Raw genomic sequence first — 14925 nt, 5'->3', positions numbered from 1 at the left:
ATCGCATCCGCAAGACTCCCGCTTTGCGCGCTTAGGCCAAGGCGTCGGAAAAACAGCCTCAACTTGTAACCCAGCATGACATCGTCAATGGTGCATGCCATCTGTTACGTTGAAATGAACGTTTGATTTCTTTCTCTGCATACGAATTGCAATACATATCCGCACAGAATTGCTATGAACACCATTGAGGCCAAGAAAGTCCTCGAAACAGCGCTGCTGTGCGCGCGTGAATCGCTGACGATCCACAGTCTGAAAAAGCTGTTCGTCGATGCTGATGACAATGGCCGTGTGCGCGGCGTCGGCGTTGGTGCCGATACCATCAAGCAGTTGCTGGAAGAATTGCGGCAGGAGTGGGAAGGGCGCGGCATCGAAGTAGTCAGCCTGGCGTCGGGCTGGCGTTTTCAAAGCCGCCCTGAAATGAAGATGTATCTCGACCGGATGACGCCCGAGCGGCCGCCCAGGTATTCGCGGGCAACGCTTGAAACGCTGGCCATCATCGCCTATCGCCAGCCCGTCACGCGCGGCGACATCGAAGAAATTCGCGGCGTGGCCGTCAACTCGCAGACGATCAAGATGCTGGAAGACCGCGGCTGGGTCGATGCGGTCGGCTACCGCGATGTAGTGGGTCGGCCGGCCTTGCTGGCCACCACCAAACAGTTTCTGGACGACCTGGGCTTGAATTCGCTGTCCCAGTTGCCGCCCTTGCAGCAAATCAGCGAAATGCAGGGCAACGGGCTCGAAGCCCTGGAAGCCGCTCTGCAAGAAAATTTTGAAAAAGCAACCAATGACGTTGCAGTACCGCTTGGTGCAGGTAGCAGTACGGCTGTGACAGTAGTGACAGCAAGCCCTGATGCCGGCCCCGATGCTTCGCCCACGGACGAAGCCTATACTCACGACCCTGCGCCAGAACTAACGGCTGACGCTGCGCCAGGTCAGCACAGCCAAGAAACGAACAATGAATAATCCGAACACACCCGAGACAGTTACCGCCAGCGACGAAGCCATCGTTGCCAAGCCCAAGCGCCGCACCAAGGCTCAGATCGAAGCCGCCGCCGCCAGCGCACCCGCGCCAGCCACTGACGCTGCGCCAGCCGTCGCCAAGCCGAAGCGCCGTACCAAGGCCGAAGTTGCCGCCGATGCAGTCGCTGCGCCGGCCGCCGAAGTGGCCGAGGCCGCGCCAGCTGTAAAGAAAACCCGCGCCAAGGCCGCGCCGAAAGCGCCTGCCGAAGCTGCCGACGTTCCTGCAGCGGAAGTTGCCGCCCCGGCGCCGCGCCCGCCGCGCGCCCGCGCCGCCGCCAAGGCCGCTGCTGTCGAGGCGGCCGCTGTCGAGACCGAAACTGCGCCGCAAGCTGCGGTGGAAAAAACCGAAGAAGCCCGCACCACGCGTGGTCCGCGCCAGATGCGCGGCGTGCAAGCCGAGCGCGCGCTGCGCCAGCCGCCGCGCCCGAAGGCCGAGAAAGCGCCGAAGGCTGAAGCCGCGCCGCAGGAAGCCGCTGCCGCTGCCGATGCAGCGCCGGTGGCCGATGTGTTCGATGCCGAAGGCAACCTGGTCTCCGCGCCGCAAGGACGCCAGCCGCGCCAGCCGCGCAACGATATGCCGGGCACTGGCAAGAACGCCGGCAAGAGCCGCAAAAAAGGCAAGGGCCGCCAGGCTGCGCCAGGCAAGCTCAATGAAGCCGATTCGATCTTTTCGTTCGTTACCTCCGACGCCTTCGACAGCGAAGAGGGTGGCGCAGGCCGCGTGCAAAAGGCCGCCGTGCGCCGCGACCTGACGTCCGACGACGACGCGCCAAAACTGCACAAGGTGCTGGCCGAAGCCGGTCTCGGTTCGCGCCGCGACATGGAAGACCTGATCGTTTCGGGCCGTGTTTCCGTCAATGGCGAGCCGGCCCATATCGGCCAGCGCATCCTGCCGTCGGACCATGTGCGCATCAATGGCAAACTGATCCAGCGCCGCGTCAGCAAGAAGCCGCCGCGCGTGCTGGTGTACCACAAGCCGGCCGGCGAAATCGTCAGCCACAACGACCCGGACGGCCGTCCTTCCGTGTTCGACCGCCTGCCGACCATGAAAGCCGGCAAATGGCTGGCCGTTGGCCGCCTCGATTTTAACACTGAGGGTTTGCTGCTGTTTACCACCTCCGGTGACCTGGCCAACCGCCTGATGCACCCGCGCTACGGCATCGACCGCGAGTACGCCGTGCGTACCCTGGGCGAGCTGGAAGAGGGCATGCGCCAGAAGCTGCTGGCCGGCGTCGAGCTCGAAGACGGCCTGGCGCAGTTTTCGAAGATCGCCGATGGCGGCGGCGAAGGCATCAACAAGTGGTACCGCGTGGTGATCGGCGAAGGCCGCAACCGCGAAGTGCGCCGCATGTTCGAAGCGATCGGCCTGACGGTGTCGCGCCTGATCCGTACCCGCTACGGCGCGATGACCTTGCCGAGTGGCCTGAAGCGCGGCCGCTGGGAAGAAATGGATGAAAACACCGTGCGCGACCTGCTGACAGCCTACGGTATCGAGAAGAAAATGCCGGCCTCGGGTGATCCACGCGCCGCTGGCGCCGCCAAGGGCCGCGAAGCGCGCAAGGTCGAGCGCAAAGAGCGCGATGACGAGCCGAATGGCAACCGCATCGATGCCAGCAACCGCAACGCCGATCCGTTCCCGGTCGCGCCGCGCCGTGGCCAGCCGGCCGGGCAGTTTGCCCGTCCGCAAGGCCAAGGCCGTCCAGGCGGCATGGGCCGTCCCGGCGAAGCGCGTGGTCCTGGCCGTGGCCAGCCGCAAGGTCCGTTCCAGGGTGGTCAGCCGCGTTCGGCTGCTTCCTTCGACGGCATGCCGCAAGGCCAGGGGCGTGCGCCGCGCGCCGCCGGCCAGGGTCGTCCCGGTGGCGAAGGCCGTGCGCCGCAACAACGTGCGCCGCGCCAGCCTGATCCGCTGCAAACCACGTTCGGCTTTGCCAATACCGGCCCGCGCCGTAGTGGTGGCGGTGGCGGTGGCGCCGGCCAGGTGCGTTCCGGTGGTCAGCCGCGTGGCGGCATGGATGGCATGCCGCGTCGTCGTAGCAACAAAGGTTAAGCAAGGCCTTTCTTGTAGCGCACGCCGGGGTTCTGCCCCGGCAGCGCACACTCTTGTAACTGTTGTAAGCCGGGCCTGCGCGCATGTGCGGGATTGCGGCGAAGTTAATAAGAGGTTATAATCTGCAGCCTAATAAAAGTTCTCCGCAGGGTTGTTCGGTGGGGAGTGCTTTCATCTGGTTGGGGAAATACAAGAAGATGGGCAGATGCCCATTTTTTTTTTGTTGAACCGTTTGTAATGGCTCCGCGAGGGGCCATATATGATTGAATGCGTGTTTTTGCATGCGCCTGGCGTCAAATCGGGCGCCGCAATGCAAAAACGGGCCTTATTTCTGGAGAATTTCTTGCAGCAGTTGGGATTAATTGAAAAGACAGTCACAGGTTTGGGCTATGAGCTCGTTGATGTCGAACGTGCCGAGCGCGGAATGCTGCGCGTCTTTATTGATTTCAGCGCCGCCGATGCCGCTGAAAAAGGTCCGATCACGGTCGAAGACTGTGCCACGGTCAGTCACCAGTTATCGCATGTGCTGACGGTAGAGAACGTTCCTTACGAGCGTCTCGAGATTTCTTCCCCGGGCCTGGACCGGCCGGTGCGCAAGCTGGAAGACTTCGTCCGTTTCGCAGGCCAGGAAATCATCGTCAAGCTGCGCGAGGCGATGCCGGGTACGAACAACCGGAAATCGTTCCAAGGGATCTTGCAAGAACCCGTGGGCGAGAATTTGTCGTTGGAATTTGAAGGTAAGGATGGTCCGGCGATGTTGGAATTTACGCTCGCCGACGTGGATAAGGCACGCTTGGTGCCGCAGGTGGTTTTTAAGGGACGCAAAGCATGAGTCGCGAAGTTTTATTATTGGTAGACGCGCTGGCGCGTGAAAAAAACGTCGATAAGGATGTCGTCTTCGGCGCCCTTGAATTCGCATTGGCGCAAGCCACGAAGAAACGATATGAGGGTGAAGTGGACATCCGCGTTTCGATCGACCGCGATTCGGGCGAATTCGAATCGTTCCGCCGCTGGCACGTGGTGCCTGACGAAGCCGGCCTGCAGTTGCCGGATCAGGAGATCCTGCACTTCGAGGCGAAAGAGCAGATCGCCGACATCGAAATCGATGACCATATCGAAGAACCGATCGAGTCCGTCGAATTCGGCCGCCGCTTTGCGCAAGACACCAAACAGGTAGTCCTGCAGCGCGTGCGTGACGCCGAGCGTGAACAGATACTGGTGGACTTCCTGGAACGCGGCGACTCGCTCGTCACCGGCACCATCAAGCGCATGGAACGCGGCGATGCAATCGTCGAGTCCGGCAAGATCGAAGCGCGTTTGCCACGCGACCAGATGATCCCGAAAGAGAATCTGCGTATCGGCGACCGCGTGCGTGCTTTCATCCTGCGCATCGACCGCAACATGCGTGGCCCGCAGGTGATCCTGTCGCGCACCGCGCCGGACTTCATCATGAAGCTGTTCGAACTGGAAGTGCCGGAAATCGAACAAGGCATGCTGGAAATTAAATCGGCCGCCCGCGATGCCGGCGTGCGCGCAAAAATCGCCGTCTACACGGCCGACAAGCGCATCGACCCGATCGGTACCTGCGTCGGCATGCGCGGTTCGCGCGTGCAGGCTGTCACCGGCGAACTGGGCGGCGAACGCGTCGACATCGTTTTGTGGTCGGAAGATCCGGCGCAGTTCGTGATCGGCGCCCTGGCGCCGGCGAACGTGTCGTCGATCATGGTCGACGAAGAAAAGCACGCGATGGACGTGGTTGTCGACGAAGAAAACCTGGCCATCGCGATCGGCCGTTCGGGCCAGAACGTACGCCTGGCCGCCGACCTGACCGGTTGGAAGATCAACATCATGACGGCCGAAGAATCGGCCGACAAAGCTGCCCAGGAAACGGCTGCCGTGCGCATCCTGTTCATGGAAAAGCTCGATGTCGACCAAGAAGTTGCAGACATTCTGGTGGAAGAAGGTTTCGCCAGTCTGGAAGAAATCGCCTACGTGCCAATTTCCGAAATGCTGGAAATCGAATCGTTTGACGAAGATACCGTCAATGAACTCCGTACCCGTGCGCGTGATGCGCTGGTTACCGAAGCAATCGCTTCGGAAGAGGGTCTGGAAGGCATGGACGAAGCCTTGGTGGGTCTGGAAGGCATGGACCGCGTCACCGCTGGCAAGCTGGGTCTGGCTGGTATCAAGACTGTTGAAGCATTTGCAGCACTGGCATACGACGAATTTGGCGCAATCCTGGCCTTGTCTGCGGACCGTGCGCGTGAACTGATTACAAGTGAATTTAAAGATGTGACCGACGATGAGATGAAGTTGGTTGACTCGAAATACGACGATCGTGCCAAGGCGCTGCAAGCCAAGGCATGGAGTCAGGCTGAATCCGCAAAGGCTTAATTTGAGTATCTTTATCATCTCCGCGACACATAGAAAAGAGGACTGAATGGCGAGTAACAACGTAGCCCAATTTGCCACCGAACTGAAGATGCCTGCAGATTTGCTGCTGACGCAGCTGCGTTCTGCCGGCGTCGAGAAAAGTTCGACGTCAGATCCATTGTCGAAAGATGATAAGGACAAGCTTTTGGATCATCTGCGCCGCACCCATGGCGCAGCGGCTGACACAGAAAAGAAGAAAATCACCGTGACCCGCAAGGAAACGACTGAAATCAAGCAAGCCGATGCAACCGGCAAATCGCGCACCATCCAGGTGGAAGTGCGCAAGAAACGCACCTTCGTCCAGCGTGACGAAGCGGCGCCTGTCGCCACGCCTGAACCGGTTGCGCCTGTCGCACCGGTGATCGACCCTGCCGAAGTGGCGCGCCGTGAAGAAGAAGTTCGCAAACAAGCTGAACTGATTGCACGCCAGGAAGCCGATCTGCGTGAAAAACAGGAACGCCTGGCCAAGCTCGACGCGGAAAAAGAAGCCCAGGCGAAAGCCACGCAACAGGCTGAACTGACCGCCAAGAAAGAAGCCGAAGCCGAAGCGAAGAAAGCCGCCGCCAAGGCCGCCGCCGCGCCTGTCGCCAGCACCGCCGCGCCAGTCGCCGACGATGCCGCCGCCGAAGCGAAAAAAGCTGCCGCCGCTGAAGAAGCAAAGAAAAAAGCTGCCGCCGCCGCCGTCGCTGCCAAGGAAGCCGCTGAAAAGGCCGAAGCCACCGACCGCGCCCGCAAGGCCGTGGCGGACGAGGTTGCCCAGATCAAGGCCATGATGAACGCGCCACGCCGCGCCATCAAGGCCCCTGAGCCAGTACCGGTTCCAGTCAAGCCGAAAGCGCCGGAAGGCACCTTGCACAAGCCGGCCGACAAGAAACCTGGCGACAAGCCTGGTGACAAGAAGCCTGCCGTGGCAGACAAGAAATCGATCAAGTCGGCCAATGTATCGTCGACCTGGTCCGATGACGCGAAAAAACGCGGCACGACCGGTGGTCCGAAGCCACGCGGCAACAGTGGCCCAGCCGGCCGCGACAGCTGGCGTGGTGGTGCCAAGGGCCGTCGCCCGACGCACCATGACGACCGCGAAACGAATTTCCAGGCGCCTACCGAAGCCGTCATCAAGGATGTGCACGTACCGGAAACCATTACGGTTGCCGAACTGGCGCACAAGATGTCGGTCAAGGCTTCCGAGGTCATCAAGCATTTGATGAAACTGGGCCAGATGTGCACCATCAACCAGGTGCTGGACCAGGAAACGGCCATGATTCTGGTCGAAGAAATGGGCCACAAGGCGTTTGCCGCCGAACTGGACGATCCGGAAGCGCTGCTGGCCGACGTGGGCGAACACGCGCACTTCGAATCGAAGCCGCGCGCACCGGTGGTCACTGTCATGGGTCACGTCGACCATGGTAAAACTTCCTTGCTCGATTACATCCGCCGCGCCAAAGTCGCGTCGGGCGAAGCTGGTGGCATTACGCAGCATATCGGCGCTTACCACGTCGATACGCCACGCGGCATGATCACCTTCCTCGACACCCCGGGTCACGAAGCGTTTACCGCCATGCGTGCCCGTGGCGCCAAGGCAACCGACATCGTCATCCTGGTGGTTGCCGCCGACGATGGCGTGATGCCGCAAACGAAAGAAGCGATTGCCCACGCGAAAGCTGCTGGCGTACCGCTGGTGGTGGCGATCAACAAGGTCGACAAACCGGGTGGCAACGTTGACCGCGTGACGCAGGAACTGGTCGCCGAACAGGTCGTGCCGGAAGAATACGGTGGCGAATCGCCATTCGTGCCGGTCTCGGCCAAAACCGGTCAGGGTATCGACGATCTGCTGGAACAGGTATTGCTGCAGGCCGAAGTGCTGGAACTGACGGCGCCGGTCGATGCACCAGCGCGTGGCCTGGTAGTCGAAGCGCGTCTGGACAAGGGTCGCGGCCCGGTCGCAACGATCCTGGTGCAGTCCGGTACCTTGCGCCGTGGCGATGTGATCCTGGCTGGTTCTTCGTATGGCCGCGTGCGCGCCATGCTGGACGAAAACGGCAAGGCAATTGCCGAAGCCGGTCCATCGATCCCGGTCGAGATCCAGGGCCTGACCGAAGTACCGGTCGCCGGTGAAGAAGTGGTCGTGATGGCCGACGAGCGCAAGGCGCGTGAGATTGGTCTGTTCCGTCAAGGTAAGTTCCGCGACGTGAAACTGGCCAAGCAGCAAGCCGCGAAACTGGAAAACATGTTCGACCAGATGGCCGAAGGCGAAGTGAAAAACTTGCCATTGATCATCAAAACCGACGTGCAGGGTTCGCAAGAAGCGCTGGTGGGTTCGTTGCAGAAACTGTCGACCTCGGAAGTGCGCGTACAGGTTGTACACGCCGCCGTTGGTGGTATCACGGAGTCCGACGTCAACCTGGCAGTTGCCTCGAAAGCGGTCATCATCGGCTTTAATGCCCGTGCTGATGCCCAGGCACGCAAGCTGGCCGAGTCGAACGGCGTCGACATTCGCTACTACAACATCATTTACGATGCGATCGACGAGATCCGGTCGGCGTTGTCGGGCATGTTGGCACCAGAGAAACGCGAAACGGTCATCGGCCAGGTCGAGATCCGCCAGGTTATCCTGGTCTCGAAAGTCGGCGCGATTGCCGGTTGCCTGGTCACCGATGGTGTCGTCAAGCGTGCTTCGTCGGTCCGCCTGTTGCGCAACAACATCGTGGTATGGAGTGGCGAGATCGACTCCCTGAAACGCTTCAAGGACGACGCAAAAGAAGTTCGCGCCGGCCTCGAGTGCGGGCTGTCGCTGAAGAACTACAACGACATCCAGATTGGCGACACGCTGGAAGTGTTCGAAGTCCAGGAAATCGCTCGTACCCTGTAATCTCAGCAAGAACGACAGCGCGGGCATATCGATGTCCGCGCACAACACGTGGGGCGCATTGGTCAGCGGGCAACCGTTTGACCCATGCGCCCTGCGGCACTTAGGACAGCATAATCATGGCCAAACATAGCAAAACCATGCCGGCGCGCGGCTTGCGCGTGGCAGACCAGATCCAGCGCGATCTGGCCGAAATCGTCGCCTACGAACTGAAAGACCCGCGCGTGGGCACGATGATCACCATCACCGAAGTGCAGATCACGCCCGACTACGCGCACGCCAAGGTGTTTTTCACGATGTTGAAAGACAGCAAGGAAGCCATCAAGAACACTACCGAAGGGCTGATGGCCGCTTCCGGCTTTATCCGTGGCCTGCTGGGCAAGCGCCTGCATATCCACACCTTGCCGATGCTGCATTTCGTGCACGACAGCTCGACCTCGCGCGGCATGGAAATGTCCTTGTTGATCGACAAGGCCAACGCCACGCGCGCGGCGGACGCCGAGCGGGACGAGAAGCCGGAAGATAACAAAGCGGACGAGCAATAAACGTGGCGGGACCGAAACGACCACCGGGCATCAAGCGCGTACGCGACCTGGTCGATGGCGTGCTGCTGATGGACAAGCCGGTCGGCTGGTCCAGCAACGATGCGCTGATCAAGTCCAAGCGCGTGCTGAACGCGAAAAAAGCGGGCCATACCGGCACGCTCGATCCGTTCGCCACCGGCTTGCTGCCGCTGTGCTTTGGCGAGGCCACCAAGTTTTCGCAGGATTTGCTGGAAGCCGACAAGACCTATGAAACCCTGGTGCACCTGGGCCTGACGACCGACACCGGCGACACCGAAGGCGCCGTCATCGCTACCCGCGAGGTGAACGTGACGCTTGAGCAGATCGATGCCGTGCTGGCGCAGTTCCGGGGCGACATCATGCAGGTGCCGCCGATGTATTCGGCCCTGAAACGTGACGGCAAGCCGCTGTACGAATACGCGCGCGCCGGCATCACCCTGGAGCGCGAAGCGCGCCCGGTGACCATCCACAAGCTGGAGTTCCTGAGCTACGAAGCGCCGTTTTTGAAACTGTCGGTAATGTGCAGCAAGGGCACGTATATTCGCGTGCTGGGCGAAGACATCGGCAATGCCTTGGGTTGCGGCGCGCATCTGAACGCCTTGCGCCGCACCCAGGTCGGCAATCTGACGCTGGACGGCGTGATCACGCTGGACGAACTGACAGCGCATGCCGAGCCGCTCAGCCTGCTCGCCCCGGTGGACGCCTTGCTGTCGAGCTTTCCAGCGGTGCAGCTGACCGAAGAGCTGGCCAAGCGCTTTTTGCATGGCCAGAGGATTGCGCTTGGCAAGGAAGACGTCGCCGTGCCAGCCGAACCGGGCAGGGTGCGCGTGTATCACGACGCCAGGTTGCTGGGCACCGGCCAGTTGCAGGAATACAGCATCCTGGCGCCCGAGCGCTTGATTGCTACCGCATAATGAATCGTAGGTCGGATTAGCGGCAGCGCCGCGTAATCCGACAATATTGTTGGCGCCAACCATGTTGTCGGATTACGGCCCCTTGGGCCTAATCCGACCTACGGCGCTGTGTTGCTTTTTTAAGATATCCCATCCTGAGACTTCGACCCGCAAGCATATTTAAATAGCCGCGCAACGCAACATGCTATACTACGCGGTTCCAGTTTCAGCCAGTATCGAAACGCACCGTACACCCCGTACGCACCCTGCAGTTTTTCAGCAAATATAACGACCATGTCTACTACAAAACGCGCAATTCGTAATATCGCCATCATCGCTCACGTTGACCACGGTAAAACTACCCTGGTGGATCAGCTGCTGCGCCAGTCCGGCACCTTCCGTGAAAACCAAGCGGTCGACACCCGAGTCATGGACTCGAACGACCTGGAAAAGGAGCGCGGCATTACGATTCTGTCGAAGAACTGCGCTGTTGAGTACGAAGGCACCCACATCAATATCGTCGACACCCCAGGCCACGCCGACTTCGGCGGCGAAGTGGAACGTGTTCTGTCGATGGTTGACTCGGTCTTGCTGCTGATCGATGCACAAGAAGGCCCGATGCCACAAACCCGTTTCGTCACGCGCAAGGCGCTGGCACTGGGTCTGAAGCCTATCGTCATCGTCAACAAGATTGACCGTCCAGGCGCGCGCCCGGACTGGGCCATCAACCAGACTTTCGAACTGTTCGACAAACTCGGTGCGACCGACGAGCAACTCGATTTCCCGATCATCTACGCGTCGGGCCTGAACGGTTACGCCGGCCTGACCGAAGATATCCGCAGCGGCGACATGAAGCCGATGTTCGACGCCATCCTGGAACACGTGCCAGTGCGTGACGACAATCCGGAAGGCCCGCTGCAGATGCAGATCACCTCGCTGGACTACTCGTCCTACGTCGGCAAGATCGGCATTGGCCGCGTCAACCGCGGTACCGTCAAGGTCGGCCAGGACGTGCTGGTCATCAATGGCCCAGGCGCCACGCCAGTCAAAGGCCGCATCAACCAAGTGCTGAACTTCAAGGGCCTGGAGCGCGTGCTGGTTGACGAAGCCGTTGCCGGCGACATCTGCCTGATCAACGGTATCGACGAAATCGGTATCGGTTCGACCCTGTGCGCACCGGACACCCCGGAACCGCTGCCGATGCTGACCGTCGACGAGCCGACCCTGACCATGAACTTCATGGTCAACAACTCGCCACTGGCTGGCCGCGAAGGCAAATTTGTCACCTCGCGTCAGCTGCGCGACCGTCTGGACCGCGAACTGAAAGCCAACGTTGCGCTGCGCGTTTCGCCAACTGACGACGACACGATCTTTGAAGTATCTGGCCGCGGCGAGCTGCACCTGACGATTCTGATCGAAAACATGCGTCGCGAAGGCTTCGAGCTGGCCGTATCGCGTCCACGCGTGGTGTTCAAAATGGTCGATGGCGTGCGCCACGAGCCGTTTGAAAACCTGTCGGTCGACGTTGAAGAAGCCAACCAGGGCGGCGTCATGGAAGAACTGGGCCGTCGTCGCGGCGACCTGCAAAACATGGAATCGGATGGCAAGGGCCGCGTGCGTCTTGAGTATCTGATCCCTGCGCGTGGCCTGATCGGCTTCCAGGGCGAATTCATGACCCTGACCCGCGGCACCGGCCTGATGAGCCACGTGTTCCACGAATACGCACCGGTCGACAACACCCGTGGCGAAATGGCTGGCCGTCGTAACGGCGTGCTGATCTCGCAAGACGACGGCGCTGCTGTTGCCTACGCAATCTGGAAACTGCAAGACCGCGGCCGCATGTTCGTGTCGCACAACGATCCAGTGTACGAAGGCATGGTCATCGGCATCCACTCGCGCGACAACGACCTGGTCGTCAACCCGATCAAGGGCAAGCAGCTGACCAACGTGCGTTCGTCGGGTACCGACGAAGCGGTACGCCTGGTACCACCAATCCAGATGTCGCTGGAATACGCGGTCGAATTCATCGAGGACGACGAACTGGTCGAAATCACGCCAAAATCGATCCGCCTGCGCAAGCGCTTCCTGAAAGAGCACGAGCGTAAAAAAGCGTCGCGTGACGCGTAATTAGTTGGCGCTTCGGTGTCCTGCTGAAAAAACCGCCCGCTGGGCGGTTTTTTCATGCCTGGTCAACGGATTTTCCATCATCTGCGATGATGGCATCCGGCTCGACCGCCACTAGTCGCTCGATGTCGATGAAATGCTCTTGCGCACTTTGCCCACCTTGACATGTGATTTCCTGTTCTGGTCTATCGGGACGTGACGCCAGCGTTTGCCGCCACCTTGCGCATGCGCCATTCCACCACCACGGCCAGTACGCCGCAGAAGGTGAGCAGTGCGCCCAGGTATTGCAAAATCCGGTTGGCCATCGAATGTACGCTGCGCGTATCTGCCAGTTCAAACTTGCGCCGGCCGTTGCCGACGTCTTCAAAAAAGACGCTGCCGCGGTCGTCCCACGATTCCAGCGTCTGCACTTTGGCGCGGTTTGCCGTGAAATTGGCCAGCATCTCGCTGCGCTCCTGTATCGTGATCTTGTTCGCCAGCATTTTTAAATTCAAGATTTCCTGGAATTGGCTGAACACGTCTTCCGATTCGCCTTTCAGGATCACACCCTGGGAGATGTATTTGTACTGCTTGTTGGGAAAGAAAATGCCGTCGTTGGCTGCGAGCATCATCGCAAAGCCAATGGTGCAGGCGGCTGCGGCGCCGTACAGATATTTTCTTGCGTCATGGACGCGGCGTGTTGCGACACCGCCAAGGAATTGGCTGACTTCGGGAATGTGCCGTAGTGCGCTTTGCAGCACATGCCGGTCGATACCGGCCAGAAAATCGCCGGGGGCCAGTTCCAGCGCCTTGATGATGGCGCCGAACATGTCCGCCGAAGGCTGCGACTTGTCGTTCTCGAGTTTCGATAAATACGACTGCTCGATGCCGAGGGCATCCGCGAACTGCGGCTGCGTCAGGTTTCTTTCCGTTCTGATCTGTTTGAGCTTTTCGCCAAAATTCATCGATATGACCTTTCTGTATAGGTAGGGAGCAGCTGTATTCTTGTGGATTCATGCAGGAATGAACAGCTGAATATGGCGGAATATCAATGAATATGCGAGGCACGGCACCCGGGTCAGCGAGATGGGCGCAGTGGAAGGCATGGGATGTGACGGCCAGGCAGGCCAGTGTTTCGCTGTATAATGACGACCCCCATCCGTTTCCCCCCAGTGACCATGACCAATATCGATCAGCCGACCACCGAACAAGCCGCAGCGCCTGGCTCCCTGCCTTCCCGCCGCCTGTCCGTCGCCCCGATGATGGACTGGACCGACCGCCATTGCCGCAAGTTTCACCGCGAGATCACGCGCCATGCCTGGTTGTATACCGAGATGGTCACCACTGGTGCGCTGGTGTATGGCGACGTGGAGCGCCACTTGCGCTTCAACGAGGAAGAGCATCCGGTTGCCCTGCAACTGGGCGGCAGCGATCCGAAAGACCTGGCCACCAGCGCCAGGCTGGGCCAGCAGTGGGGTTATGACGAGATCAACCTGAACTGCGGCTGCCCGTCCGAGCGGGTGCAGAAAGGCGCGTTCGGCGCCTGCCTGATGGCCGAGCCGCAACTGGTGGCCGATTGCGTGAAAGCCATGCGCGACGTGGTCGATATCGACGTCACCGTGAAGCACCGCATCGGCATCGACGACAGCGAGTCGTACGACTTCGTGCGCGATTTTGTCGGTACAGTGGCCGAGGCCGGCTGCAAGACCTTTATCGTGCATGCGCGTAATGCCATTTTAAAAGGCCTGAGCCCGAAGGAAAACCGCGAAGTGCCGCCGCTGAAGTATGAGTACGCCTATCAGCTCAAGCGCGACTTTCCGCAATTCGAATTCATCATCAATGGCGGCATCAAGACGCTCGACGAGATCGACCTGCATCTGCAGCACCTGGACGGCGTGATGCTGGGCCGCGAGGCGTATCACAACCCGTATGTAATGGCGCAGTTCGACCAGCGCTATTACGGTGACGAGACGGAAGTGAAAACGCGCGAACAGGTGCTCGAAGCCATGATTCCCTATATCAGCGCGCAGCTGGCAAAAGAGGATCGCATGAAGCTCAACAGCATTACGCGCCACATGCTGGGCCTGATGCAGAATTTGCCCGGCGCACGCGGTTTTCGCCAGACCCTGTCCGATTCAAAAAAACTGGCCTCGGGCGACCCGCGGCTGCTGCTTGAAGCTGCGGCGCGTCTGTCGCCGGCGCATGGCTGATGCAGGATAAAGCGCGTCAGCTGCACGGTTACCTGCAAGCGGTCAGCGCACTGAAGGACGACGGCAGCGCTTTTCTGTGTGACTACCTGGGCGCCGTGTCGCCCGAGGCGGCGTTGACGGCGCTGTGCGATGCCCTGGGTTTGTCGCCCGAGGGCCTGTCCTTGCCGCGGCTCGATACGGTGAGCTGCAGCGGCGCCGCCTGTACCCCGCGCCAGTGGCTGCTCGAACGCCTGCGCCCGATGAACGAGCCGGATCGTCGACCATTGGACGATCGCCTGTTCGACGGTTTCGAGCGCGAGGTGTTCGAACTATTCGAGGCCGAGCCGCAATGGCATCGGCTGGTGTCGGATGGCCGGCGCAGCCTGGCCGGGGAGCTGGGCGCGGTCTGGAGCGTGTATGTTTTCGGTGCCGCCGGCCATGCCTGTTTATTGCATTGCAGCTGGGATAGCTGAAGCGTCGTTTTTACGCCATATCAGGTCCTTAATACTGCTTTTCAGGCATTTTTGCACCTCTACCATTCCTGCCTTTTTCTGGTGAAAAAACACTGTTTCACACGGCAATGCATGTTGACAATGTGCTGTTTTGGCACACCCTTGCACAGTCATGGGGCATTTCTACGGTGCAAGAAACGGTGATGTTGTCATTTCCCCGAAGAAAGTTAATCTGCAACTTATTCAGGCAGTTAATGCTTGCTTTGAGGCAAAATTTACACCTATAATTGATTATAGACAAATATTTCTCATATGAATTTTGTATGTCTCGGTAGAATCAATCGTAGATAAAAAGCAAT

Annotated in this window: 11 protein-coding genes; 10 read left to right on the top strand and 1 reads right to left on the bottom strand. The window is 59.8% G+C overall.

Going from position 1 to position 14925, the window contains the following annotated elements; translation table 11 throughout:
• Positions 1–174 precede the first annotated feature (174 nt).
• From scpB to typA, 8 genes are all read left to right on the top strand, one after another.
• Positions 175–963 (top strand): SMC-Scp complex subunit ScpB, encoded by a 789-nt coding sequence (scpB, locus tag AC0Z42_RS11465; RefSeq protein ID WP_485468345.1) that lies wholly within the window; start codon positions 175–177, stop codon positions 961–963.
• Entirely contained in the window at positions 956–3067 is a 2112-nt protein-coding gene (gene rluB, locus AC0Z42_RS11460; protein ID WP_485468344.1) for a 23S rRNA pseudouridine(2605) synthase RluB, read from the top strand. Before scpB ends, rluB begins: the two co-directional genes overlap by 8 nt.
• A gap of 343 nt (positions 3068–3410) precedes the next feature.
• Complete coding sequence (gene rimP / locus AC0Z42_RS11455) at positions 3411–3899, top strand: ribosome maturation factor RimP (RefSeq protein WP_065307322.1); 489 nt, start codon at positions 3411–3413, stop codon at positions 3897–3899.
• Positions 3896–5461, top strand: a complete 1566-nt coding sequence (nusA, locus tag AC0Z42_RS11450) for a transcription termination factor NusA (RefSeq protein ID WP_485468343.1) — start codon at positions 3896–3898, stop codon at positions 5459–5461. The genes rimP and nusA overlap by 4 nt, the downstream gene beginning before the upstream one ends.
• 46 nt (positions 5462–5507) lie before the next feature.
• Positions 5508–8369 (top strand): translation initiation factor IF-2, encoded by a 2862-nt coding sequence (infB, locus tag AC0Z42_RS11445; RefSeq protein WP_485468342.1) that lies wholly within the window; start codon positions 5508–5510, stop codon positions 8367–8369.
• Positions 8370–8485: 116 nt separating this feature from the next.
• A complete protein-coding gene (gene rbfA, locus AC0Z42_RS11440; protein WP_485468341.1) occupies positions 8486–8911 on the top strand; it encodes a 30S ribosome-binding factor RbfA in 426 nt (141 codons plus the stop codon).
• Positions 8912–8913: 2 nt separating this feature from the next.
• On the top strand, positions 8914–9843 hold the full coding sequence (gene truB / locus AC0Z42_RS11435) for a tRNA pseudouridine(55) synthase TruB (RefSeq protein ID WP_485468340.1): 930 nt from the start codon (positions 8914–8916) through the stop codon (positions 9841–9843).
• A 273-nt stretch (positions 9844–10116) separates the two neighbouring features.
• Positions 10117–11949, top strand: coding sequence for a translational GTPase TypA (gene typA / locus AC0Z42_RS11430; RefSeq protein WP_485468339.1), 1833 nt, complete (start codon positions 10117–10119; stop codon positions 11947–11949).
• Between the two features lie 182 nt (positions 11950–12131).
• On the opposite strand, the gene AC0Z42_RS11425 is transcribed toward typA, so the two are convergent.
• A complete protein-coding gene (locus AC0Z42_RS11425; RefSeq protein ID WP_485468338.1) occupies positions 12132–12890 on the bottom strand; it encodes a helix-turn-helix domain-containing protein in 759 nt (252 codons plus the stop codon).
• 213 nt (positions 12891–13103) lie between these two features.
• Here AC0Z42_RS11425 and dusA point away from each other — a divergent pair, with 213 nt between their 5' ends.
• Together dusA and AC0Z42_RS11415 are read left to right on the top strand one after the other, a co-directional pair.
• Complete coding sequence (gene dusA / locus AC0Z42_RS11420; protein ID WP_485468337.1) at positions 13104–14135, top strand: tRNA dihydrouridine(20/20a) synthase DusA; 1032 nt, start codon at positions 13104–13106, stop codon at positions 14133–14135.
• Complete coding sequence (locus AC0Z42_RS11415; protein ID WP_485468336.1) at positions 14135–14587, top strand: hypothetical protein; 453 nt, start codon at positions 14135–14137, stop codon at positions 14585–14587. Before dusA ends, AC0Z42_RS11415 begins: the two co-directional genes overlap by 1 nt.
• Positions 14588–14925 lie beyond the last annotated feature (338 nt).

Source organism: Janthinobacterium sp. 1L-D-8-B-C4 (assembly GCF_057291295.1).
Note: the sequence above shows the minus strand (reverse complement) of the source record. Positions and strands in the feature narration are given on the sequence as shown.

What these genes read in the sequence shown, in the direction of transcription:
- scpB (WP_485468345.1), top strand. Translation starts at nt 175, where the DNA reads ATGAACACCATTGAGGCCAAGAAAGTCCTCGAAACAGCGCTGCTGTGC.
- rluB (WP_485468344.1), top strand. Translation starts at nt 956, where the DNA reads ATGAATAATCCGAACACACCCGAGACAGTTACCGCCAGCGACGAAGCC.
- nusA (WP_485468343.1), top strand. Translation starts at nt 3,896, where the DNA reads ATGAGTCGCGAAGTTTTATTATTGGTAGACGCGCTGGCGCGTGAAAAA.
- infB (WP_485468342.1), top strand. Translation starts at nt 5,508, where the DNA reads ATGGCGAGTAACAACGTAGCCCAATTTGCCACCGAACTGAAGATGCCT.
- rbfA (WP_485468341.1), top strand. Translation starts at nt 8,486, where the DNA reads ATGGCCAAACATAGCAAAACCATGCCGGCGCGCGGCTTGCGCGTGGCA.
- typA (WP_485468339.1), top strand. Translation starts at nt 10,117, where the DNA reads ATGTCTACTACAAAACGCGCAATTCGTAATATCGCCATCATCGCTCAC.
- AC0Z42_RS11425 (WP_485468338.1), bottom strand. Translation starts at nt 12,890, where the DNA reads ATGAATTTTGGCGAAAAGCTCAAACAGATCAGAACGGAAAGAAACCTG.
- dusA (WP_485468337.1), top strand. Translation starts at nt 13,104, where the DNA reads ATGACCAATATCGATCAGCCGACCACCGAACAAGCCGCAGCGCCTGGC.
- AC0Z42_RS11415 (WP_485468336.1), top strand. Translation starts at nt 14,135, where the DNA reads ATGCAGGATAAAGCGCGTCAGCTGCACGGTTACCTGCAAGCGGTCAGC.